Annotated in this window: 15 protein-coding genes and 1 riboswitch; of the genes, 9 read left to right on the top strand and 6 right to left on the bottom strand. The window is 72.2% G+C overall.

The features are described 5' to 3' along the window. Window positions 1–72 precede the first annotated feature (72 nt). Window positions 73–197, top strand: a riboswitch (cobalamin riboswitch). Between the two features lie 167 nt (window positions 198–364). Continuing rightward, window positions 365–4,153, top strand: a complete 3,789-nt coding sequence (gene cobN / locus ACFYWM_RS09820) for a cobaltochelatase subunit CobN (protein ID WP_389911406.1) — start codon at window positions 365–367, stop codon at window positions 4,151–4,153. Window positions 4,154–4,235: 82 nt separating this feature from the next. Here cobN and ACFYWM_RS09815 read toward each other — a convergent pair whose 3' ends face one another. The 4 genes from ACFYWM_RS09815 to ACFYWM_RS09800 form a co-directional block, all read right to left on the bottom strand. Beyond that, window positions 4,236–8,471, bottom strand: coding sequence for an AAA family ATPase (locus ACFYWM_RS09815; protein WP_389911404.1), 4,236 nt, complete (start codon window positions 8,469–8,471; stop codon window positions 4,236–4,238). 262 nt (window positions 8,472–8,733) lie between these two features. Next, a complete protein-coding gene (locus ACFYWM_RS09810; RefSeq protein WP_389911401.1) occupies window positions 8,734–10,572 on the bottom strand; it encodes a glycoside hydrolase family 15 protein in 1,839 nt (612 codons plus the stop codon). 254 nt (window positions 10,573–10,826) lie between these two features. After that, complete coding sequence (locus ACFYWM_RS09805) at window positions 10,827–11,795, bottom strand: siderophore-interacting protein (RefSeq protein ID WP_389911398.1); 969 nt, start codon at window positions 11,793–11,795, stop codon at window positions 10,827–10,829. 185 nt (window positions 11,796–11,980) lie between these two features. Then, entirely contained in the window at window positions 11,981–13,045 is a 1,065-nt protein-coding gene (locus ACFYWM_RS09800) for a CHAP domain-containing protein (protein ID WP_389911396.1), read from the bottom strand. 458 nt (window positions 13,046–13,503) lie between these two features. Here ACFYWM_RS09800 and ACFYWM_RS09795 point away from each other — a divergent pair, with 458 nt between their 5' ends. Next, a complete protein-coding gene (locus ACFYWM_RS09795; protein ID WP_389911393.1) occupies window positions 13,504–13,953 on the top strand; it encodes a hypothetical protein in 450 nt (149 codons plus the stop codon). A 60-nt stretch (window positions 13,954–14,013) separates the two neighbouring features. On the opposite strand, the gene speB is transcribed toward ACFYWM_RS09795, so the two are convergent. After that, window positions 14,014–15,129, bottom strand: coding sequence for an agmatinase (gene speB, locus ACFYWM_RS09790; RefSeq protein WP_389911390.1), 1,116 nt, complete (start codon window positions 15,127–15,129; stop codon window positions 14,014–14,016). 739 nt (window positions 15,130–15,868) lie between these two features. Next, a complete protein-coding gene (locus ACFYWM_RS09785; protein ID WP_389911388.1) occupies window positions 15,869–16,036 on the bottom strand; it encodes a DUF3073 domain-containing protein in 168 nt (55 codons plus the stop codon). A 294-nt stretch (window positions 16,037–16,330) separates the two neighbouring features. Between ACFYWM_RS09785 and ACFYWM_RS09780 the strand changes: the two genes are divergently transcribed. From ACFYWM_RS09780 to ACFYWM_RS09750, 7 genes are all read left to right on the top strand, one after another. After that, window positions 16,331–16,525, top strand: coding sequence for a hypothetical protein (locus ACFYWM_RS09780; RefSeq protein ID WP_389911385.1), 195 nt, complete (start codon window positions 16,331–16,333; stop codon window positions 16,523–16,525). 2 nt (window positions 16,526–16,527) lie between these two features. Beyond that, on the top strand, window positions 16,528–16,863 hold the full coding sequence (locus ACFYWM_RS09775) for an ArsR/SmtB family transcription factor (protein WP_389911382.1): 336 nt from the start codon (window positions 16,528–16,530) through the stop codon (window positions 16,861–16,863). Between the two features lie 69 nt (window positions 16,864–16,932). Continuing rightward, window positions 16,933–17,760, top strand: coding sequence for a DeoR/GlpR family DNA-binding transcription regulator (locus tag ACFYWM_RS09770; RefSeq protein ID WP_389911379.1), 828 nt, complete (start codon window positions 16,933–16,935; stop codon window positions 17,758–17,760). 247 nt (window positions 17,761–18,007) lie between these two features. Then, entirely contained in the window at window positions 18,008–19,087 is a 1,080-nt protein-coding gene (locus ACFYWM_RS09765) for an ABC transporter substrate-binding protein (RefSeq protein ID WP_389911376.1), read from the top strand. Window positions 19,088–19,200: 113 nt separating this feature from the next. Beyond that, window positions 19,201–20,763 carry a sugar ABC transporter ATP-binding protein gene (locus ACFYWM_RS09760; RefSeq protein ID WP_389911374.1) on the top strand — a complete coding sequence of 521 codons (1,563 nt, stop codon included), beginning with the start codon at window positions 19,201–19,203 and terminating at the stop codon, window positions 20,761–20,763. A 91-nt stretch (window positions 20,764–20,854) separates the two neighbouring features. After that, a complete protein-coding gene (locus ACFYWM_RS09755) occupies window positions 20,855–21,814 on the top strand; it encodes an ABC transporter permease (protein WP_389911371.1) in 960 nt (319 codons plus the stop codon). Then, window positions 21,811–22,797, top strand: coding sequence for an ABC transporter permease (locus tag ACFYWM_RS09750; RefSeq protein WP_389911368.1), 987 nt, complete (start codon window positions 21,811–21,813; stop codon window positions 22,795–22,797). The genes ACFYWM_RS09755 and ACFYWM_RS09750 overlap by 4 nt, the downstream gene beginning before the upstream one ends. The last annotated feature ends 82 nt before the right edge of the window (window positions 22,798–22,879 follow it).

Here is a 22,879-nt window from a genome sequence, read left to right as displayed (position 1 = left end):
TCGAAGGATGTTAACGCCAGTTTCTTGCAACGAACCGGACTGCCGTAGTGTCATCGGTGGCGACGGCAAAGGGAGGAAGCCGGTGTGATTCCGGCGCGGTCCCGCCACTGTAACCGGGGAGCGAACCCCACCCGGGCCACTGTCCGACGACGGGCGGGAAGGCCGGGGTGAGCACCGATCCGGGAGCCAGGAGACTCCAGCCGTCGCGGCCGACGACGACCCGGGGCGAGGACCCCGAGGGAGGAAGCTCCGTGCGCTCTTCGCCGTTCCCCCGCGACACCGTGGACACCGTGGCATCGCCGTTCCCCTGCCACGAAGTGGCACCCCTGGGCCGTACCGCCCTGCCTCTCCTGGAGTGTGGCGCGTGATCCTCCTGCTCTCGACCTCCGACACCGACCTGCTGAGCGCCCGCGCGAGCGGCGCCGACTACCGGCTCGGCAACCCCGCCAGGCTCACCGCCGCCGACCTCCCGCCGCTGCTGGAGGGCGCCGAGCTGGTCGTGGTACGCCTGCTGGGCGGGCGCCGCGCCTGGGAGGAGGGGCTGGACGCCCTGCTCGCCGGTCCCCGGCCCGTCGTCGTGCTCGGTGGCGAGCAGGCGCCCGACGCCGAGCTGATGGAGCTGTCCACCGTGCCCGGCGGGGTCTGCGCCGAGGCGCACGCCTACCTCGCCCACGGCGGCCCGGCCAACCTGACCGAGCTGCACCACTTCCTGTCCGACACGCTGCTGCTCACCGGCCACGGGTTCGCCGCGCCCGAGCCCACCCCCACGTGGGGAACGCTGGAGCGCGAGGCGCGCGACCAGGAGGGAGACGACGGGCCCGTCGTCGGGGTGCTCTACTACCGGGCCCACCACGTGGCCGGGAACACCGCCTTCGTCGAGGCGCTCTGCTCGGCGATCGAGGACGCGGGCGCGCGGGCGCTGCCGGTGTACTGCGCCTCCCTGCGCACCGCCGAGCCCGGCCTGGTGGAGGTCCTGCGTACGGTGGACGCCCTGGTGGTGACCGTGCTCGCGGCGGGCGGCACCCGTCCGGCGACCGCGTCGGCGGGCGGGGACGACGAGGCCTGGGACGTCGGCGCGCTCGCCGAGCTGGACGTGCCGATCCTGCAGGGCCTGTGCCTGACGAGCAGCCGGGCCTCCTGGGAGGAGAACGACGACGGCCTGTCCCCGCTGGACGCCGCCACCCAGGTCGCGATCCCCGAGTTCGACGGGCGGATCATCACGGTGCCGTTCTCCTTCAAGGAGATCGACGAGGACGGGCTCACCGTCTACGTGGCCGACCCCGAGCGGGCCTCGCGGGTGGCGGGCATCGCGGTGCGGCACGCCGTGCTGCGGCACATCCCGCCCGCCGAGCGGCGGCTGGTGCTGATGCTGTCGGCCTACCCCACCAAGCACGCCCGCATCGGCAACGCCGTCGGCCTGGACACCCCGGCCAGTCTGGTACGGCTGCTGGCCGCGCTGCGCGAGCGCGGCTACGACATCGGCGCCGAGGACGAGCTGCCCGGGGTGACCGGGCAGGACGGCGACGCGCTCATCCACGCGCTGATCGCCGCGGGTGGGCAGGACCAGGACTGGCTCACCGAGGAGCAGCTCGCCGGGAACCCGGTGCGCATCGCGGCGAGCCGGTACGCCGAGTGGTACGCCACCCTGCCCGCGGACCTGCGCGAGCGGATGGAGGAGCACTGGGGCCCGGCTCCCGGCGAGCTGTTCGTCGACAGGTCGCGCGACCCGGAGGGCGAGATCGTGCTGGCCGCGCTGCGCTCCGGCAACGTGGTGGTCATGGTGCAGCCGCCGCGCGGCTTCGGCGAGAACCCCATCGCGATCTACCACGACCCCGACCTGCCGCCCAGCCACCACTACCTGGCCGCCTACCGCTGGCTGGCCGACGGCTTCGGCGCGCACGCCGTGGTCCACGTGGGCAAGCACGGCAACCTGGAGTGGCTGCCCGGCAAGTCGGCGGGCCTGTCGGCCTCCTGCGGCCCGGACGCCGCGCTCGGCGACCTGCCGCTGATCTACCCCTTCCTCGTCAACGACCCCGGCGAGGGCACCCAGGCCAAGCGCCGCGCCCACGCCACCCTGGTCGACCACCTCGTCCCGCCGATGGCCCGCGCCGACAGCTACGGGGACATGGCCAGGCTGGAGCAGCTCCTCGACGAGCACGCCTCCATCGCGGCGATGGACCCGGCCAAGCTGCCCGCGATCCGCGCCCAGATCTGGACGCTGATCCAGGCCGCCAGGCTCGACCACGACCTCGGCGTCGCCGACCGCCCGCACGACGCCGAGTTCGACGACTTCCTGCTGCACATCGACGGCTGGCTGTGCGAGGTCAAGGACGTCCAGATCCGCGACGGCCTGCACGTGCTGGGGGCCGCCCCCGAGGGACAGCCGCGCGTCGACCTGGTGCTGGCCATGCTCCGCGCCCGGCAGATGTGGGCGGGCAGCGAGGCGCTCGTCGGGCTGCGTGAGGCCCTGGGCCTGGCCGAGGACGGCAGCGCGGGACGGATCGGCGTCGACGAGGCCGAGACCCTGGCCCGCGCCCTGGTCGAGGCGATGGAGCACCGGGGCTGGGACCCGTCGGCGGCGGGGGAGGTGACCGCCGAGGTCCTGGGCCGGGCGGACACCCCGGCAGGAGACGTCGGCGTGACCGGTTCGGGTAGCGGCTCCGACACGACCGGTTCGACCGGCTCGGCGGGCGCGACCGGCCATCGGGACGGCCCGGCAGGCTCCACAGGCCCGGAAAGCTCGGGAGGTCCGGCAGACCCGGCCGGTCCGGCCGCTGAGAGCCGGGCGCGTGGCGCGGACCTCGAGACCGTGGAGCGGATCCTGCGGTTCGCCGCCGTCGAGGTCGTACCCCGGCTGGCGCGTACCACCGACGAGATCGACGCGATCCTGCACGCCCTCGACGGCGGCTACGTCCCGGCCGGGCCGAGCGGGTCGCCGCTGCGCGGGCTGATCAACGTGCTCCCCACCGGCCGCAACTTCTACTCGGTCGACCCCAAGGCCGTGCCGAGCAGGCTGGCCTGGGAGACCGGGCAGGCGATGGCCGACTCCCTGCTGGAGCGCTACCGCGCCGACACCGGCGACTGGCCGCGCTCGGTCGGGCTGTCGGTGTGGGGGACCAGCGCCATGCGCACCGCCGGGGACGACGTCGCCGAGGTGCTGGCGCTGCTCGGCGTGCGGCCGGTCTGGGACGAGGCCTCGCGCCGCGTCACCGGCCTGGAGCCCATCCCCGCCGCCGAGCTGGGCCGCCCGCGCGTGGACGTCACCGTCAGGATCAGCGGCTTCTTCCGCGACGCCTTCCCGCACGTCGTGGCGATACTGGACGACGCCGTACGGCTCGCGGCCGGGCTGGAGGAGCCCGAGGAGCTCAACTACGTGCGGGCGCACGTGCTCGCCGACCAGGCCGGGCACGGCGACGAGCGCAGGGCCACCATGCGGATCTTCGGCTCCCGGCCGGGCGCCTACGGTGCCGGGCTGCTGCCGCTGATCGACAGCCGCAACTGGCGCGACGACGCCGACCTGGCCGAGGTGTACGCGGTCTGGGGCGGCTTCGCCTACGGCCGGGGCGTCGACGGCGTCCCCGCCAGGCAGGACATGGAGACGGCCTACCGCAGGATCGCCGTGGCGGCCAAGAACGTCGACACCCGCGAGCACGACATCGCCGACTCCGACGACTACTTCCAGTACCACGGCGGCATGATCGCCACCGTACGGGCGCTCACCGGCAAGGCCCCGGCCGCCTACATCGGCGACAGCACCAGGCCGGACGCGGTCCGCACCAGGACGCTCTCCGAGGAGACGTCCAGGATCTTCCGCGCCAGGGTGGTCAACCCCCGCTGGCTGGCCGCGATGCGCAGGCACGGCTACAAGGGCGCCTTCGAGCTGGCCGCCACCGTCGACTACCTGTTCGGCTACGACGCCACCACCGGCGTTGTCGCCGACTGGATGTACGACAAGCTGGCCGCGACCTACGTGCTGGACCCGGAGAACCAGGCGTTCATGGCCAAGTCCAACCCGTGGGCACTGCACGGGATCGCCGAGCGGCTGCTGGAGGCGGCCAACCGGGGCATGTGGGAGCACCCCGACCCCGCCATCCTGCGCGACCTCCAGGAGGTCTACCTCAAGTCCGAGGGCGACCTGGAGGACGGCGCCTGACACGCGGGTTCACCGGCCCCGGCGGCGGGTCCGCCCGGGACGACGTGCCGGGCCGGCACGTCGTCGGGTGTCCGGGGGTGTGTCATGCCGCCGGTGGACACACCGCCTCGTAGGGTTTGCCGGGCAGGTGGAAGTTCCACTCCTGCGGGGTGATCGGCCGCTGGGCCAGGTGGCAGACGCGGGCCTCGAGGTCGGTGGGCAGGGCCAGGTTCCAGAACCGGACGGTGGCGTCACGCCCGGCGCTGACCAGGGTGCGGCCGTCGGGGGTGAAGGCCACCCCGGACACGGCCTTGGTGTGCCCGGTCATCGGACGGCCGAGCTGGCGCTGGGTGGCGACGTCCCACAACCGGATCGCCCGGTTCGGGCCGGTGCTCACGAGCAGCCGGCCGTCGGGGCTGAAGGCCGACATCTCCTCGCCCGTCCGCATCACCATGGGCTGGCCGATCTGGCTCCTGGTGCGCAGGTCCCAGAGCCGGATGGTGCGGTCCCAGCCCATGCTGGCGAGCGTCGTGCCCCGGGTGTCGAACACGAGCGCGTTGATGTTGTCGGTGTGGCCGCGCAGGGGGGCGCCCTTCTCCCAGCCGGTGGCGGGGTCCCACAGCCGGATCACCCCGCCGGGCGTGCCTGTCGCCAGTGTCGTGCCGTCGGGGCTGAAGGCGAGCGGGGCGACGTCGCCCACCTGCGGGGACTGGCCGATCTGCCGATGGCCGCGCGTGTCCCAGAGCCGCAACCTGCCGTCCGAGCCGGTGCTGGCGAGCGTCGTGCCGTCGGGGCTGAAGGCCACTTCGAGGACCCACGCCCTTCCCCCCGTCTCGTTCGTGGGAAGGTGGCCGGGCAGCGCGGTTCCCGTCTGCCGCCCGGTGGCGACGTCCCACAGTCGGATCTTCCCGCTGTACTCGCCGGTGGCCAGCACTTTCCCGCCGGGGCCGAAGGCCGTCAGGCGTCCATCGAGGACCGTGCGTGCCGCCAGCGGCTCTCCCTTACGACCGCGGGTGGCGAGGTCCCAGAGCAGGACGTCCGTCTGGCGGGCCGTGGCGATCGTACCGCCGTCGGGACTGAGCGCCATGCCGATGATCGGGCGGGTGTCGCCCGTGGTGACGGGCCGTCCGGCCTGCCTGCCGACGGTGAGGTCCCACAGGCGTACGGTTCCGCCGGCGTCGGTGCTGGCGAGCGTCGTGCCGTCGGGAGAGAAGGTGACAGCCTGCACCGGGCGGGTGTGGCCCACGAGCGGGGTGCCCGCCGGCTTGCGGGTGGCGAGGTCGTACAGGGCGATGGCGTAGCCGTCGCCGTCGGTGGCCAGTGTCGTGCCGTCCGGGCTGATGGCCAGCGTCTCGCCCGCGCCGGTGAGAGGCTCGCCGACCTGACGGTAGCCGGCGGTGTCCCACCAGCGCGCGGGTCCCTCGTCCTCGGTGCTGAGCAGGCGTGTGCCGTCCGGGGTGAAGGCCACCTCCATCAGCTGGCGGTCACTTTCGCGGGCCAGGCCCGGCTTGATCTCCCGGCGCCGCGTCAGGTCCCACACCCGTGTGTGTCTACCGGCGATGACCGCCGTTCGCCCGTCCGGGCTGAGCGCGACATCGGAGATCGAGTCGGTGACCGGGTCGCCGGTGAGCCTCGCGATCTGCCGCCGGGTGGCGAGATCCCATACGTACAGTCTGCTGTCGCTGCTGACGGCGGCCACCGTCCGGCCGTCGCGGCTGAGGTCCATCTTGTCGAAGCGCCTCGGGTGCTCCAGGAGCGCGCCGAGGGGACGCTGACTCCTGACGTCCCACACGCGCACGGCACCCCTGGCGTCGTCCATGCTCGAACCGCTCGCGCTGAGCAGGGAGGCGCCGTCCCGGCTGAAGGCCACCGCGTACACCGACGCCCCCGGGGTGGTCATGGGATTTCCGATCGGCCGCCCCGTCACGGTGTCCCACAGCCGGACGGCGCCCTCCTGTCCCGCCGTCGCCAGGGTCCTGCCGTCGGGGGAGAACGCCATGTCCCAGACGCCGTCGCGGTCCCCGGTGAACACGGCGCGGGCCGGGTTGAGCAGGGCGGTCAGCAGGCTGTGCCGGGACTCGGGCGTGTCGTCCACCCGGTGCGCCGCGACCGCCAGCAGCCGGGACAGCGCCGGGTCGGTCTCGCTCAGGTCCACGCTGCGCCCGGCCAGCTCGCGCGAGCGGGCGGCGTTCTCCTGCGCGGTCGCCCGGGCGGCGCGGTCCGCCGCGATCCCGGCACCGGCCAGGGAGGCGAGCAGCAGGACCACCAGCGCGGCGACAGTGGCGCGGCGCAGGCGCGCGCCCCGCGCCGAGGCGCGCTCACTGGCTCCGAGGAACGCGCGGTGCGTGCCGGTCAGCGCGACCCGGCGTGCCGGGTCGCCGTCCCAGCGGGGGTACGCCTCCCGCAGCGCCGCCAGGCGGGTGCCCCGGTAGAGGAACGCCGGATCGCGGCCGCTCGCCTGCCAGTCCGCGGCGGTGTTCGTGAACTGGCGGAAGACGAGGTGATCGCTGCGCCCCTCGTCGAGCCAGCCGCTCAGCTTGGGCCACGAGCGCAGCAGCGCGTCATGGGCGATCTCCACGGTGCCGTCGCCGGCCTGGCCGCCGCCGCCCGCGACGAGCAGCCGCCGGGTGGTGAAAGCCTCCAGCACCGCCTCGACGTCCGCGGCCCGCTCGGCCGGGAACGCGCCGAGCAGCTCGGCACGCCGCACCCGGTGCGACACAGGCTGCCCCTCGGGCCCGATGCCGGCCAGCCGCAGGAAGACGTCCCGTGTGAGCCGCCGCCGGTCGGCCGGCAGGGACTCGTGGACCTCCTCGGCGGCCGACTCCACGGCGTGCGCCACTCCGCCGATCAGTCCGTAGGCCCTGTTCGTCAGCGTACGGCCGTCGCGCCTGTCCCAGGTGAGCAGCATCGCCTGGGACAGCAACGGCAGCACGCCGGCGCCGTAGCCACCCTCGTCGGCGTGCGAGCGCAGGTCGCTCAGCACGCTGTCGACCAGGCCGGGTTCGAGCTCGACGTCCGCCGTGGCCGCGGGCCCGGTGATGGTACGGCGCAGATCGGACTCGTTCATCGGGCCGAGGACGAACTGCCCGTCCTCCAGGGCGTCGGCCAGCACCGGGTGGCCGGCGCACTCGGCGGCGAAGTCGCCGCGTACGGCCAGGACGACCAGCGCGGGCGCACGCGCGGCGGCGACCAGGGCGTCGAGGAACGCCTCCCGCTCCTTCCTCCCGGCCAGCAGGAAGACCTCCTCGAACTGGTCCACGACCAGCACCAGCCGGCCCTGCTCGCGTCGTTCGCGCCGCTCGGCGTCGGCGAGCACCGCATGGCGCACCATCAGATGCGCGTCCTGCGGGTTGGCCGCGATCGAACGGCGGACGGCCGGCGGTTCCAGCCCGCCCAGGGCGCCCAGCCGGACCGCCAGCTCGTCGAGAGGACGTGAGGTCGGCGTCATCACCACCTGCGGCCAGTGCTCGCTGTCCGGAGCGCCGGGCAGCAGGCCCCGGGCCAGCGCGGGCAGCAGCCCGGCCCGCAGCAGCGACGACTTGCCCGCGCCCGACGCCCCCGTCACCATGACCAGCCCCGGCCCGGACAGCCGCTCGGCGAGCTTTCCCAGCAGCTTGGCGGTGGCGCGTTCCCGGCCGTAGAAGATCGGGGAGTGGTCGCGTTCGAACGGCCACAAGCCCCGGTACGGCGCCTCGTCCCGCCACCGGGGGCCGGTGGCGCCGTCCGGCCGCGTGGGGGCCGTGCGCCGGTTGAAGGCCGCGATCTCCTCGCGGATCAGAATGAGCTGCACGGACTGCTGGAGTGCCAGGTCGCGATCCTGGCGCTGCTCGGCGGCCTGGTGGTGCAGCATCTCCTGCAGCTGCACGGCCTTGCCCGACAGGTCTTCCAGGAGCTGGCCGAATTCGGCGAAGCGCTCGCCCAGCTCCGAGAAGGCCGCCGTCAGATGGGACTGCAGGTGCCGATCTCCGCTGCCGATCGCCGCCTCCAGAGCGGCCCCGGGCGCGTCTGTCTCGTGTAGTACGGCCGCGATCGCGCGGCGCAGCTCCGGCGGGCCGCCGTCGACGCCCTGCAGCGCGGCCAGCAGCTGAGCGCCGAGCTCGCCCTCGACCTCCTCCTGGGAAAGCGGGCGGCCGCCGGTACGCCGCCGTACCACGTCCATCGACTTGCCGATCACATCGGCCAGCACGTTGCCGCCCACCCCGGCGACCACCTGGATCCCGGCGGCGACCAGGCCACCTGGGCCGGCGAAGGCGAGCGGCACCAGGGCGCTCGCGCACAACGTCGCTATGACCGCCTGCGGCGACAGCTTCAGCAGGTCGCTTCCCGTTCTGCGCACCACCGAGGCGACCCGAGCGCGTGCCTCGTGTGCCGGACGACGCTCCGGTTCCTCGGCGGCCGGTTCGTCGCGACCTTGTTCCATATCTGGGTATCGCGGACTTCCGGGGCATCGCTACGGTCATGTCGAGGCGAATTCGAACCGGCGCGGACGCCGCTCGGAGCGGCCCTCCCGCATGGCCACCCCACCGTATCGGCGCCCTCCTCACGAACGCGGTCCCGAACCCGAGCCGGGCGGATCCGCGCGAGCAGCCGGGTTTTCGGCCTCAGCCCAGGGCGTGGTCGAGGTTGAAGGCGGCGCTGATCAGCGCGAGGTGGGTGAAGGCCTGCGGGAAGTTGCCGAGTTGCTCGCCGGTCTGCCCGATCTCCTCGGCGTACAGGCCGAGGTGGTTGGCGTAGGTGAGCATCTTCTCGAACGCCAGCCGTGCCTCGTCCAGGCGTCCGGCGCGGGTGAGCCCCTCGACGTACCAGAACGAGCAGATGGAGAAGGTGCCGTCCTCGCCGCGCAGCCCGTCCGGGCTGGCCGCGGGGTCGTAGCGGTAGACCAGCGAGTCGGACACCAGGTTCGCGCCGAGCGCGTCGAGGGTCGACAGCCACTTGGGGTCGGTGGGGGAGACGAACTTCGCCATCGGCATCATCAGCACCGAGGCGTCGAGGACGTCGTCGTCGAAGTGCTGGACGAACGCCCGCAGCTCCTCCGACCACCCGCGCCGCATGATCTGCCGGTAGATCGCGTCGCGGGCCAGCTGCCAGCGCGGCGTGTCGGCGGGCAGCCCGCGGTGGGCGGCCATCCGCATGGCCCGTTCGATCGCCACCCAGCACATCAGCCGCGAGTAGACGAAGTCCTTGCGCCCGCCACGCGTCTCCCACACGCCCTCGTCGGGCTGGTCCCAGTTGTCGCAGACCCAGTCCACCAGGATGTGCACGTCGTCCCAGAGGGCGCTGGAGATCGGCCGGTGCCACTTGTCGTAGAGGTAGACGGAGTCGAGGAGGGCGCCGTAGATGTCCAGCTGGAGCTGGTCCACGGCGGCGTTCCCGACGCGCACCGGGGCCGAGCCCTGATAGCCCTCAAGATGGGGCAGTTCGCTCTCGGGCAGGTCGGTGCGCCCGTCGATGCCGTACATGATCTGCAGCGGGCCCGAGGCGCCGTCGCCGTCGCGGCTGACGTGCCGGGACAGGAACCCCATGAACGCCTCGGCCTCCTCGGTGAAGCCCAGCCGCAGCAGCGCGTACACGCAGAACGCCGAGTCGCGGATCCAGACGTAGCGGTAGTCCCAGTTGCGCTCCCCGCCGATCTGCTCGGGCAGGCTGGTCGTCACGGCGGCCACGATCCCGCCGGTCGGCGCGTAGGTGAGGAGCTTCAGCGTGAGCGCGGACCGGTGGACCATCTCCCGCCACCGGCCGCGGTAGTGCGAGGAGGCCAGCCAGCGGCGCCAGTACGCCACCGTCGAGGCGAACTCCTCCTCGGCCTCCTCGATCGGGCACGAGCGCGGCGCCACGTCCTCGCCGTGCCTGTCGAGGGCGAACACCGCGCACTCGCCCTCGTTGAGTTTGAACTCCGCGCACACGTCCTGGCCGTCCACCTCCAGGGTGGCGCTGGACGACAGGGTGAGGGACAGCGACGGCGACTCGAAGAGCGCCCGGCCCTGGTGCATGGTCAGGACGTGTGGCTGCCTGCCGTAGTCGAACCGCGGGGCCACCCGCGCCCGGAACGGCAGCGACCCGCGCACGCATCTCACCCGCCGGATCAGCCGGTGCCGGGCGCCGTCGCGCGTGTCGCCGACGATCGGCATGAAGTCCTGGACCTCGCCCACCCCGTCGGCGGCGGAGAAGCGGGTGATCAGCACGTTGGTGTCGGGGAAGTAGAACTGCTTGGTCCTGGCCGGGGTGGCCGTGCTCAGCTCGAACGACCCGCCCCGGCCGGAGTCCAGGATCGAGCCGAACACGCTGGGCGCGTCGAAGCGCGGGCAGCAGTACCAGACGATGGTGCCGCCGGTGTCCACCAGCGCCGCGGTGTGCAGGTCGCCGATCAGCCCGTGGTCGGCGATGGGCCGGTACCCGGGGGCGCCCGCCGGGTCCTGACGAGCGGATTCCGCTGCTGTCATCTCGGCCTTCTCACGTCGCGAGCAGGGCGTCTCACGCCCTCAAGCTACGTGCCCCGGAGACCTGCCCGGTTCCGTCCCGCGTCAAGGAGTCGGAACATTTCCCGCAGGCGACGGCAAAGACCACCCGGCGACGGCCGCGTCACCCGAGTCACCGGGCGCGGCGTGCCTCCCGTCACCGGGCGCGGGCGTCCCTCCCGGACGGGAGCCGGCGTTCGGGTTCCGGGCTCCCGGTTTCAAGCCTCAGGCGTCAGGCGTCAGGCGCTTTCCGAGCGTCCCAGTCGCCAGTAGCCCATGAAGGCCACCGAGGAGCGGTCGATGCCCGCCTCCTGGACCAGGTGGCGGCGGAGCAGCTTGACCACGCCCGCCTCGCCCGCCAGCCAGGCGTACAGGCCGTCGCCGCCCGAGACCTCGGGGGCCTGGGGGACCTCCCAGAGGATCTCCTCGTCGATGTCGACGTCCTCCAGCGGGGTCACGGAGGCGGGCGCGGAGGGGACGGGCTCACCGGCGACGGTGCCGCCCTGCGCGGTGAGCGTGCTCAGAACGTCGCGTACGGCCGGGATGAGCAGGTCGCCGTGGCGGGCCCCCTCGCGGGGCAGCCAGGTGACGTCCACGCCCGGACGGACGTCGAGCGGGAGCGCGTCGGCGGCCTCGGGGACCTCCAGAAGCGCCGTGGCGCGCACGGAGCCGGCCAGCGACTCGACGATCGCGGCGATGGCGGGCACGGCCGTCTCGTCCCCGGCCAGCAGCAGGTGTGTCGCTCCGGCGGGCGGGGCCCACTCCTGGCCGCCGAGGGGGCCGGGGTGGGCGGCGTTGGGGCCGACCACCACGATCCGGTCGCCGGGGGTGACGTGGGTCGCCCAGCGGGAGGCGGGGCCGCTCTCGCCGTGCAGGACGAAGTCGATGTCGAGCTCGCGCAGCTCGGGCCGTACGGCGCGGGCGGTGTAGGTGCGGATCGGGTTGCGCAGCTCGTCGGGGAGCGCCCGCCACCGCTGGTACCAGTCGCCGCCGTCGCCCAGGGGGGTGATGCTGCCGTCCGGCAGCGGGAGGATCGCCTTGATCCGCTGGTCGAAGCCCTGGTCGGCGAAGCCCGCCAGATCCTCGCCGCCGAAGGTGACCCGGACGAAGCTCGGGCTGAGCCGCACCGTCCGCAGGACCTCAACCTGGTGGCCGCGATAGGCCGGGACCTCCGCCGCGCGTTCCAGGGTCTGCTCGCCCGCTGTCATGGTGCCACCTTCACTGGGGGAATGCGTCCCCAGCAACTTAGCTTTGCCTAACCTTATTCGGCAAGCCGGCGCGATCTCCGTTCTGTCCTGTTCTCGTCACATTTCACCGGTACGGCCCGGTGATCCTCCGCCGGTGCGGCCACGCGGCTTCCGGCGGGTACGGTCGCGGCTTTCGTCTCGTGCGGTCACGCGGCCCGCGCCTCCTCGCCCTCGCGTGCCTCCAGCGCGCCGCGCCGCGTCCTCCCGTCGAGGTCCGGTCCGGGGGCGGGCCGGGTGCCGGTACGGCCGGGCGTCCCGGTGCCGTCGGCGCGCTCCGGGACGCCCGTGCGGTACGGCTCGCACGCCCAGCTCGGCCTGCTCACGCGAAGCGTCTCGCGACCGCGGGGCGCGCTGGGGGGCGCGCTGGGGGGCGCGGTGGCCGGCTGGCCCAGTCCATCGGGACGGAACGCCGCGCTCCGGGGGAGCGCCTTCCAGACCGGGAGCGTCTCCGCGCGGGGGATCGCCTCCTCGGCCGCGGGCGTCACGCCGGTCCACGGGTCCACCCGCTCCCGCGACCCGGCCCTCCTGCGGTGCCGTCCCGCCGAGACGCGGAGGCGCAGCCGGGACAGGACGAACGTCGTGCCGAGGACGAAGGCCAGCAACCCGGCGATCGCGGCGGTCTCCATGGAGACGGGGAGCGTTCCCGGTGTGTCCGCCGGGGGAGCGGAGCCCGGGGCGAGCGCCGGGCGGACCTCGATCCGCCCGGCCGCCGGTGGGGCCGCGTCCTTCCCGGCGGCGCCCGTCAGCTTCTCCTTGACCTTGCGCGGCAACCCGTACCCGACCACCTTGCTCTGGTCGCGCGTCTTGCGCTTCAGCCAGATCCGGTCGACGTTCCCCTCGATGGTGTGGATCGTTCCACCGTTCACGCTCTCGACGACGCCGACATGGTCGATGCCCTTGATGTCCTTGCCGCCGGACCAGTCGAAGAAGACCAGGGCGCCCGGCTCCGGCGTCCGCGTCCACGCGTCGTGGGTCTCGAACCAGCGGGCCTGCGACGGGGTCCAGGCGAACTGCCCGACGTACTCCTGCACGCCCGCCTTCTCCGCGGCCCAGGCGATGAACATCGCGCACCAGGGGGCCGTCCTGTACTGCGGGTCCTGGGCCACGTTGACCGCGTACCACTCACCGAACTTGCTGTGCTGGCCGGATCCCTCCCGGTACCCGAGTTCGGGCTTGATGGTCCTGAGCAGATCGTCACCGATCGGATCCATCGCTGTGAGCCACCCCGTCCACTCTCCCCCGCCCTTCCGAGAAGGGGCGCCGTCCGACAAAGCTGGACTGTATTCGCAGAAAAACGGAAAAGTAGGCCTATTTGCTTAAAAAGCTGAGGCGAGAGGCTGTCGAATACCGGATTCGGCGAAAGGCGGGAAAAGCGCCCCCGCAGCACCTACCATCGACTGGCCACCGGCTTCGGGACGCCCGGCTCCGGGACGCCACCCCCGGCCGCCGCCGCTCCGGTTCCAGCCCGCGAGGGTACGAGGGCGCCGCCCGGTCGTTCGCGCATACCGGGCATATCCCGGTTCACCCCGCGTTCACGGGCCACACCGGTACGCCTTCCAGCTCATCGGGTCGAATAGCATGTGATGGCACGTGCGCGGCATGCGCCGACGCCGAGACCACCCCTCCCGGTCCGGCGAAAACGGGGACGCGAAGGCGGAATGGGTTTTCCATGTTCGACGACAAGACGCAGGAGACCCTTCGCCGCCTCCTGGACCTCGCCGAGCACCCCGCGACCCCGCAGGCCGAGCGCACCTTGGCCGTCGCGCGGGTACGGGCCCTCATCATGGTCCCCGAGGGCGACGCCCGGCGGGCACCGGTCACCCCGGCGATGGAGACCGGGATCCTCAAGCGGGTCAGGCCGCTGGCCCACCGGGTCGACGAGGACCTCGTGGGCGAGGTGCACGGCGACCTCTACGCCTTCAGCACCCGCTACCGGGTGATCGGCGAGCTCGCCGAGGAGATCGCCCTCCTGCTCGAACGCTGGAGCGCCGTCGTCCCGCAGAAGCGCCACCGCCACGAGGAGGCCGTCAGGATCGCGGCCTCGAAGCTCGTCTACCTGCTGGAACGCCGCGACCTGTTCCGAAGGCCCAAGTGGGGTAACCGCCCGAAGACCCGATAGCCCACCCGCGCCCGCGGGAGAGGCGAGCCGCGCGGGTGAGCCGGCGACCCGGCGGGCGCGTCAGCGGTCCGAGCCGCCCGGAGCGTCCGCGCTGTCCATACCGTCCGTACGCTCCGTGCTGTTCGTATGGTTTGCGTGGTCTGTGTGGTTCGCGCGGTCCGGGCGTTCGGCGAGCAGTGGCAGCAGCGGGTTCCAGGTGGTCCCGTCCCGGGCGTCGCGCCGCCGCCGGGCGATGGCGCTCAACGCCTCCAGCACCACGCGGTTGGCCAGCGCGGCGGTGATGTCGGCGTGGTCGTAGGGCGGGCTGACCTCCACGACGTCGACCCCGACGACCGGCAGCTCCAGGCAGATGCGCCGTACGGAGTCCAGGAGCTGGCGCGCGGTGATGCCGCCGGGCTCCGGCGTTCCCGTGCCCGGCGCGTGGCCCGGGTCGCACACGTCAATGTCGACGGACAGGAAGACGCCGTCGCACTCGTCGACGGCGATGGCGAAGGCCTCGGTCAGGCACTCCTCCAGGCCGCGGTGCGTGATCTCGGTCATCTCGTACGAGCGCATCGCCCGTTCCGCCATCCAGTCCAGCGTCTCCGGCGGCGGCCAGTAGCCGCGCAGGCCGATCTGCAGGAACCGGTCGCCGCGCAGCGCCCCCGACTCGATGAGCCTGCGCATCGGCTGCCCGTGTCCCCACAGCGAGCCGAACTCGATGTCGCCGGTGTCCGCGTGGGCGTCGAAATGGATCATCGAGACCCGGCCGTGCCCGAGGACGTTGGCCACCCCCTTGGCGTCGGGGAAGGCGATCGAGTGGTCACCGCCCAGGATCACCGGGATGGCTCCCGAGCGGGCGACCTTCTCGACGGCGGCCTCCAGGGCGGCCAGCGACGTCAGGATGTCGCCGGGCGGCATCTCGACGTCGCCCGCGTCCAGGACGCGCAGGTCGCGCAACCCGTCGGTGCGCAGCGCCAGGCTGGGACGCGCCCCGTCGTGCGGCAGGTAGTCGGTCATCCGGATCGCCTGCGGCCCGAAGCGCGCGCCCGGCCGGTGCGAGGTGCCGCCGTCGAACGGCGCCCCCACGATCACGATGTCGGCGTCCGCGTAACTTTCGGGGTCCTCCAGCGAGCACCGCTCGACGCCGAGGAAGGTGATGTCGGGCCCGAACTGGGGACCGTAGCGGTTCGTCACTGTTCCTCCGGCGGGAAGGTACCGGTCCGCGGACGCGGCCCGTCGCCGCCGGGCACGGCTCGCGGGGCGGCCTCGGCCGTCCTCGGGGAGATCTCCGTCGGGAACTCCACCCGGTGGGTCCATTGGACCAGACAGGCCGGAAAAGGGGTGGTGCGGGGCGCGTGTCCGGGAAGTACCGGACCGGAGGGCGGGACGCGAGGTCTGGTCAGGCCCGGGAAGCCAAGCCCGGGAAGACAGGCAGGGAGATCAGGCCCGGGGACTCAGGTCCGTGAGGTCAGGTCCGGGAAGCCAGGCCGGGAGGTTGGAACCGGCGAGGGACTGTGACGGCCGGTGACGGCGCGGGTCGGTGTGGTTCACCGCGGCCCCCGGGAAGGCGAATGGTGGCCGTGGCCCTGGGAGACTTTCCGCCCGCGCGGGGCACGACCTCGCGCGACACGGCGATTCGTCCCGGGGCCACGGCGTGTGAACTGGCAGATCCCGGTGCCCGGCGGGGAAGGGCAGCCGGGCACCGTGGGATGAGATGGGACCCGCCAGAGCTCTCCGTCGACGTGCTGACCGGGGGTGCGTGACCGCCGCGCTGCGGTACGCACAACCGTGACGGTAAACAGCCCCGGGCGGGTGCCTCAATGATGTTGCCGGATGTTGCGCGGAATTCGCCGTCGCCCGCCGGACGCCGTCACAGGCGTCCGCCGGTGCCGCGGCGGCCGGACGGGACCGATGGGATGGCCCGCCCGCGGTGTCACCTGCCGGTCGGCTCACCGGTGGGGTCGTCGGCCTCGCTCTCCGGCGCGGGATCGTCGCCGGCGCCGAGCTCCTTGCGCAACCGGTCGATGTCAATGCTGTGGCTGCTGTACTTCAGCTCACGCGCAACCTTCGTCTGCTTAGCCTTCGCTCGGCCCCGTCCCATTGGCTGTACTCCCTCGCGCAGGCCGTGCTCGGCCTCTCGTCACTGTCGCATCGCCGGCTGGCGCGCTCTGACGCCGCAGGTCAGTCTGCGGTAGCCGTACCAAGTATCCCGCTTCGTGGTCGATCCGTCATCGATCGGGCTCGAACCGGCTGCGGGCCCTGTTGGAAAACGGCCTTCGCCATCATAGCCAACGTCATTACGATTTGAAGAATTATGCAATTTGCCACATCATGAGGAACGGTGTGCCGATAAACCAGACGCCGGGGAGTGACTGATCCACGGGAGGTGGGGGACATGAGCGAGTTCGCGGCTGAGCTACGAGCGCGCGTCGCCGATGTCGACGGCGAGCTGGAGCTCATGCGCCAGGCCTTCGACGATCACGCGGTCGAGGTCCTGACCGGACGGCTGGAGAACCTGCTGCGCATCGCCGACCGGCACGGCGTCGACGTGCGGTACGCCGGTGGCGGGCCCGTCGCCGGGGCCGTGTGATCATGCCGGTGCCGCTGCACCAGGCCAAGGCCGAACTCTTCCGTACGATCGGCCACCCGGTCCGCGTCCAGGTGCTGGAGCTGCTGCGGGAGGGGCCCCTGCCGGTCCGGGACCTGCTGAGCGCCATCGACGTCGAGGCCTCCAACCTCTCCCAGCAGCTCGCCGTGCTGCGCCGCGCGGGAGTCGTGACCGCCACCCGCGACGGCGCCACCGTCGTCTACGCCCTCTCCACCCAGGACCTGGCCGAGCTGATGTCCGTGGCGCGCTCGATCCTGGCCGAGGTGCTCGCCGAGCAGGGGGAGTTGCTCGCCGAGCTGCGCGCCGAGGCTCGCGGCTAGGGGTTTCGTCGCCCGGCCTGTCACTCGACGACCGATTATGATCGGCTCAGATCACATGATTCGGAGCGGATGGGGTCGGTCGTGAAAAGTGGGGGAGAGAGTTCGGGTCAGGCGGAGTATCGTCGTCCCGTGTTCGCCGCGGAGCGCCGTCAGCGCATCCTTGAACTGGTACGTGCCAATGGCGCGGTCTCCCTCCGGGATCTGGCCCAGTCGGTGCAGTCGTCGGAGGTGACGGTCCGGCGCGACCTGCGCGCGCTGGAGGCCGAGGGCCTGCTCAACCGGCACCACGGCGGCGCCACGCTCCCCGGCGAGCTGTCCCGCGAGCCGACGTACTCGCAGAAGATGCAGACGGCGGCGGCGGAGAAGCGGGCCATCGCCGACCTCGCGGTCTCCCTGGTCGAGGACGGCGACGCGATCGTGGTCGGCGCCGGCACCACCACCCAGGACTTCGCCCGGCGCCTGGCCCGGGTGACGGAGCTGGCCGTGGTGACCAACTCCCTGCTGGTCGCGCAGGCGCTCACCGACTCGCCCAGGGTCGAGGTGGTCATGACCGGTGGCACCCTGCGCGGTTCCATCCACGCCCTGGTCGGCAGCGCCGCCGAGCGCTCCCTGGCCGGCCTGCGGGTGCGCAGGGCCTTCATCTCGGGCAACGGGCTCACCGCCGAGCGGGGCCTGTCCACGCCGAACATGCAGGTCGCGAGCGTCGACCGGGCGCTGGCGGCGGCGGCCGAGGAGGTGGTCGTGCTGATCGACCACACCAAGGTCGGGGTCGACACGATGGTGCAGACCGTGCCGACCGAGGAGATCACCCACCTGATCACCGACGACGAGGCGCCCAGGGAGGTGCTGGACGACCTGACGGGACGGGGGGTCCGGATCCATGTCGCCAGGATCTGACGATCGCCGAGGAGCGGGCTGGCGATCACCGAAGGCCGGGTCCGGCGACCGGGAAAGGCGTGGTCGGGCGATCGGGACAAGCCCGTCCGGCGATCGGGAAAGACCAGGGTTCCGACAATCTGTTGACCGAATCTGATCGAATGCGATCAATCGTGACCTACTGATGTCCATTTCTTTACGATTTTGTTTCCTGGTCGGATGAACATCGAGCGCATCGACGTTCCATCGTCCTGTCCAGGAGGGCACCATGACCCTGCTCACGAGTCGTCAGGGAAGAGTCGCCGCGCTGCTGGCCGCCGTCGCCCTCGTCGCGTCAGGTTGCGCGAAGGGCGAGGAGACCGCCGCCGCGCCGAGCGGTTCGAGCACCCAGGGCGGCCAGGTCGTCCAGACGCCGGCCGCCGACGCGGGCGCCGGATGCACCATCGACGCCTTCGGTGCCCAGAAGTTCGACCTCAAGTCCGCCGTCGTCGGCTTCTCCCAGTCGGAGAAGGAGGCCAACCCCTTCCGGATCGCCGAGACGAAGTCGATCAAGGATGAGGCCGCCAAGCTCGGCATCGCCAACCTCAAGGTCACCAACGCGCAGTCGCAGTTCTCCAAGCAGATCAGCGACGTCCAGCAGCTCATCGCCCAGGGCGCGCAGCTGCTGGTGATCGCCCCGCTCAACTCCGACGGCTGGGAGCCGGTCCTGCAGCAGGCCGCGGCCAAGAAGGTGCCGATCATCACGATCGACCGCAAGATCAACGCCGCCCCCTGCAAGGACTACCTGACCTTCATCGGCTCCGACTTCGTCGAGCAGGGCAAGCGCGCCGCCGACCAGATGGCCAAGGCGCTGGGCAACAAGGGCAAGGTGGCCATCCTGCTCGGCGCGCCGGGCAACAACGTCACCACCGAGCGGACCAGCGGCTTCAAGGACCGGATCAAGGAGGTGGCGCCCGACATCGAGATCACCTTCGAGCAGACCGGCGAGTTCGCCCGCGAGAAGGGCCAGCAGGTCACCGAGCAGCTCATCCAGTCCAATCCCGACATCGACGGCATCTATGCCGAGAACGACGAGATGGCGCTGGGCGCGGTCACGGCGCTCAAGGGCGCGGGCAAGAAGGCGGGCGAGGTCCAGATCGTCTCCATCGACGGCACCCGCGGCGCGGTCCAGGCCATCGCCGACGGCTGGCTGGTCGCCGTGATCGAGTCCAACCCCCGCTTCGGCGCCCTGGCCTTCGAGACCGCCCAGAAGTTCCTCGACGGCCAGGCCATCCCCGAGAAGGTGATCATCTCCGACCGCGAGTACGACAAGGCCAACGCGGAGAGCTCCCTCTCCGAGGCCTACTGACCCAAGGTCCACCGACCACCGAACCTGATCACCGAACCCGGTCACCGGGGAGCCCGGGGCGCCGCCGCCCCGGGCCTTTCCGGGGGATCGGGAGATCTGAGGAGAGGAGCCCTGTGGCCACGACCGGCCGAGTCCTGGAAGCCGCCGGGGTGCTGAAGGTCTTTCCCGGCGTCCGCGCGCTGGACCACGTGTCGTTCACCCTCGGCAGGGGCGAGGTGCACGCCCTGGTGGGGGAGAACGGCGCGGGCAAGTCAACGTTGATCAAGGTACTGACGGGCGTCTACCAGGCCGACGCGGGCCAGGTGAGGTACCGCGACGAGGTGGTGAGCTTCTCCAGCCCGCTCGACGCGCAGCGGGCCGGAATCTCCACGATCTACCAGGAGGTCAACCTGGTCCCCTCCATGAGCGTGGCGCGCAACCTGTTCCTCGGGCGCGAGCCCAGGGGCCGCTTCCGGCTCATCGACTTCGGCGCCGTGCACGAGCGGGCCAGGGAGATCCTCAAGGGGTACGGCGTCCACGTCGACGTCCGCCGCCCCCTCGGCTCCCTAGGCATGGGCACCCAGCAGATGGTCGCCCTGGCCCGCGCCGTCTCCGTCGACGCCCAGGTCGTCATCATGGACGAGCCCACCTCCTCGCTGGAACCGCGCGAGGTCGGCAGGCTCTTCGAGGTGATCAGGGGGCTGCGCGGCCAGGGCCGCTCGGTGATCTACGTCAGCCACCGGCTGGACGAGCTCTACCAGATCTGCGACCGGGTCACCGTGCTGCGCGACGGCAGGCTCGTCCACACCGGCAAAATGGCCGAGCTGGAGCGCCTGCGCCTGGTCTCGCTCATGCTCGGGCGCAAGCTGTCGGAGGTGCGGGCCGAGGGCGCCACCAAGTTCAGCGGCTCCCACACCCCGGACGGCCAGGGCGGGCCCGGCGGGCAGGACGAGCAGGACCCGCCGGTGCTCACCGCGACCGGCCTCAGCCGCAGGCACCAGCTCGACGACGTCTCCCTGGCGCTGCGGCCCGGCGAGGTCGTCGGCCTGGGCGGCCTGCTCGGCGCCGGGCGCAGCGAGACCGCCAAGGCGATCGCGGGCGCCCTCAAGGTCGACTCCGGAGAGGTCGTCGTGGCGGGCGTGCCGCTGCGCACCGGCTCGGTCTCCGCGGCGATCCGCGCCGGGATCAGCCTGCTGCCCGAGGACCGCAAGGCCGAGGGGATCGTGCCGACCCTGTCGGTGCGCGAGAACATCGCGCTGGCCGCGCTGCCCCGGCTCTCGCGGGCGGGCATCGTCTCCGACCGCCGGGTCGACAGGATCGTGGAGACCTTCATGAAACGGCTGCGGATCAAGGCAGCGGGGCCCGGTCAGCTGGTCGGCGAGCTGTCCGGCGGCAACCAGCAGAAGGTGCTGCTGGCCCGCTGGCTCGCGATGAGCCCCAAGGTGCTGCTGCTGGACGAGCCCACCCGGGGCGTCGACGTCGGCGCGAAGGCCGAGGTGCAGATGCTCATCGACGAGCTGGCCGTGGACGGCCTCGCCGTCCTGCTCATCTCCTCCGACCTGGAGGAGATCGTCGAGGGCTGCGACCGGGTCGTGGTGCTGCGCGACGGCGCCGTCCAGGGCGAGCTGCACGGCACCGAGGTGAGCGAGGAGGCGATCATGTCCATGATCGCCCGTCCGGTGGAGGTCCCCCGATGAAGGCCGTCGTGTCCGTGGTCGCCCAGCAGGTCGGGGTTCCCCGGATGAAGGCCGTCGTGTCCGTGGTCGCCCGTCCGGTGGAGGTCCCCCGATGAAGGCCGTTCCGGTCGCCGCCCGTCCGTTGCCCGGCAGGGCGGAGCTACTGTCGTGGCTGCAGCGGTACGGCGTCTACGTCGCCGTCGTCGTCCTGGTGCTGTTCAACGCCGCCTTCACCCCCAACTTCCTCGCGGTCGGCAACTTCCGCACCCAGCTCCTGCAGGTCGCCCCCGTCGTCGTGGTCTCCCTGGGCATGGCCCTGGTCATCGGCGCCGAGGGCATCGACCTGTCGGTCGGCTCCGTCATGGCGCTGTCGGCGTCGATGATCGCCCTCTACCTCGGCTACGGCGCCTGGCCCGCGATGCTCATGGCGATCCTCGCCGGGGCGGTCGTCGGAGCCGTCGGCGGGACGCTCGTCGCCGTGGTCGGGGTGCAGCCGATCGTGGCGACGCTGGCGCTGCTCGTCGGGATACGCGGGCTGGCCAACGTGCTGCTGCCGCAGCTGAAGGAGATCGGCAACCCCACACTCACCGCGCTGGGCAGCGAGTCGGTGCTCGGCGTGCCGTACGTCGTGCTGGTGGCGGTGGCGCTCACCCTGCTCGTGCTGTTCGTGGTCCGCAAGAGCACCTTCGGGCGACAGGTGGTCGCGGTCGGCGGCAACCGGGTGGCCAGCGAGCTGGCCGGGCTGCCGGTGCGGCGCATCCTGCTGCTGGTCTACGTCATCTCCGGGGTGCTCGCCGCGATCGCCGGGATCCTGGCCAGCTCCCGCCTGCAGGCCAGCGACCCCACCTCGCTCGGCCTGTTCATGGAGCTGTCGGCCATCACCGCCGTGGTGGTGGGCGGCACCCCGTTGAGCGGCGGCCGGGTCCGCGTGCTGGGGACCGTGATGGGCGCGCTGCTCATGCAGCTGCTCCAGGCCACGCTGATCAAGCACAACCTGCCGCAGTCCTGGACCCAGATGGCCCAGGCCGTGATCATCCTCGCCGCCGTCTACGCCGCCAGGGAGCGCCGATGACCCTCACCACGGTTCCGGCGGAGACCGAGTCCGCCCGCGAGCGCGCCGGGAGGATCTTCCAGGGGCACGGCGCGCTGATCGTGCTCGCCGTGCTCGCGGTCGTCGGCTCGCTCGCCTTCGACTCCTTCGCCACGGTGGCGAACGTCGGCAACATCGCCACCTCCTCCTCGTTCCTGGCGATCATCGCGATCGGCATGACCTTCGTCATCATCTCCGGCGGCATCGACCTGTCGGTGGGCTCGCTCTTCGTGCTCGGCGGCGTCCTGGCGGCGTACGGCTCCCAGTACGGGCTCCTGGTGGCGCTCGCCCTGCCGCTCGCGGTGTCCGGGCTGTTCGGCCTGGTCCACGGGGTGATCATCGCCAGGACCGGGATGGCGCCGTTCATCGTCACCCTGGCCGGGCTGCTCGCCGCGCGCGGGCTGATGCTGGCCGTCTCCGACGAGGGCGCCGCGACCTACCTGGTCGAGGACCCCTCCTTCGCGCTGCTCGGCCAGGGCTCCGTGATGAACGTCGGCTACCCGGTGCTGGTGGCCGCCGTCCTGCTGGGCGTGGGGATGGTCCTGCTGCGGCGTACCGGCTTCGGGCAGAACGTCTACGCCATCGGCGGGAGCGAGGACGCCGCCAGCCTGATGGGCGTGCCGGTGGCCCGCACCAAGATCGCCGTCTACCTCATGTCGGGGCTGCTGGCCGGGCTGGCCGGGGCGCTCAACGCGGCCCGGCTGTCGTCGGGGGTGACGATCCTGGGCATCGGGCTGGAGCTCGACGTGATCGCCGCCGTCGTCATCGGCGGCACCCTGCTCACCGGGGGAGCCGGGGCCCTCGGCGGCACGATCGCCGGGGCGCTGCTGCTCGGCGTGATCCAGAACCTGATCAACCAGGTCGGGAACCTCAACGCCTCCTTCCAGCAGGTGGTCAGCGGCCTCTTCCTCGCCCTCGTGGTGATCGCCCACCGGTTCCTGGGAGGGGTGCGCAAGATCGAGTGAGGCCCGGCGGGATTCGGGGGCCCCTGTGTGCGGATTTCTACCGGGACAGGGCGCCCCCCGAGGCGCATCCTGCGAGAAGGAG

This window comes from Streptosporangium sp. NPDC002721 (assembly GCF_042888905.1).
In the GTDB taxonomy this organism is placed as follows: Bacteria; Actinomycetota; Actinomycetes; order Streptosporangiales; family Streptosporangiaceae; genus Streptosporangium.
This window is presented reverse-complemented; position numbering and strand designations above follow the sequence as displayed.

What these genes read in the sequence shown, in the direction of transcription:
- ACFYWM_RS09810 (WP_389911401.1), bottom strand. Translation starts at nt 10,572, where the DNA reads ATGACAGCAGCGGAATCCGCTCGTCAGGACCCGGCGGGCGCCCCCGGG.
- ACFYWM_RS09805 (WP_389911398.1), bottom strand. Translation starts at nt 11,795, where the DNA reads ATGACAGCGGGCGAGCAGACCCTGGAACGCGCGGCGGAGGTCCCGGCC.
- ACFYWM_RS09800 (WP_389911396.1), bottom strand. Translation starts at nt 13,045, where the DNA reads ATGGATCCGATCGGTGACGATCTGCTCAGGACCATCAAGCCCGAACTC.
- ACFYWM_RS09795 (WP_389911393.1), top strand. Translation starts at nt 13,504, where the DNA reads ATGTTCGACGACAAGACGCAGGAGACCCTTCGCCGCCTCCTGGACCTC.
- ACFYWM_RS09785 (WP_389911388.1), bottom strand. Translation starts at nt 16,036, where the DNA reads ATGGGACGGGGCCGAGCGAAGGCTAAGCAGACGAAGGTTGCGCGTGAG.
- ACFYWM_RS09780 (WP_389911385.1), top strand. Translation starts at nt 16,331, where the DNA reads ATGAGCGAGTTCGCGGCTGAGCTACGAGCGCGCGTCGCCGATGTCGAC.
- ACFYWM_RS09775 (WP_389911382.1), top strand. Translation starts at nt 16,528, where the DNA reads ATGCCGGTGCCGCTGCACCAGGCCAAGGCCGAACTCTTCCGTACGATC.
- ACFYWM_RS09770 (WP_389911379.1), top strand. Translation starts at nt 16,933, where the DNA reads ATGGGGTCGGTCGTGAAAAGTGGGGGAGAGAGTTCGGGTCAGGCGGAG.
- ACFYWM_RS09765 (WP_389911376.1), top strand. Translation starts at nt 18,008, where the DNA reads ATGACCCTGCTCACGAGTCGTCAGGGAAGAGTCGCCGCGCTGCTGGCC.
- ACFYWM_RS09755 (WP_389911371.1), top strand. Translation starts at nt 20,855, where the DNA reads ATGAAGGCCGTTCCGGTCGCCGCCCGTCCGTTGCCCGGCAGGGCGGAG.
- ACFYWM_RS09750 (WP_389911368.1), top strand. Translation starts at nt 21,811, where the DNA reads ATGACCCTCACCACGGTTCCGGCGGAGACCGAGTCCGCCCGCGAGCGC.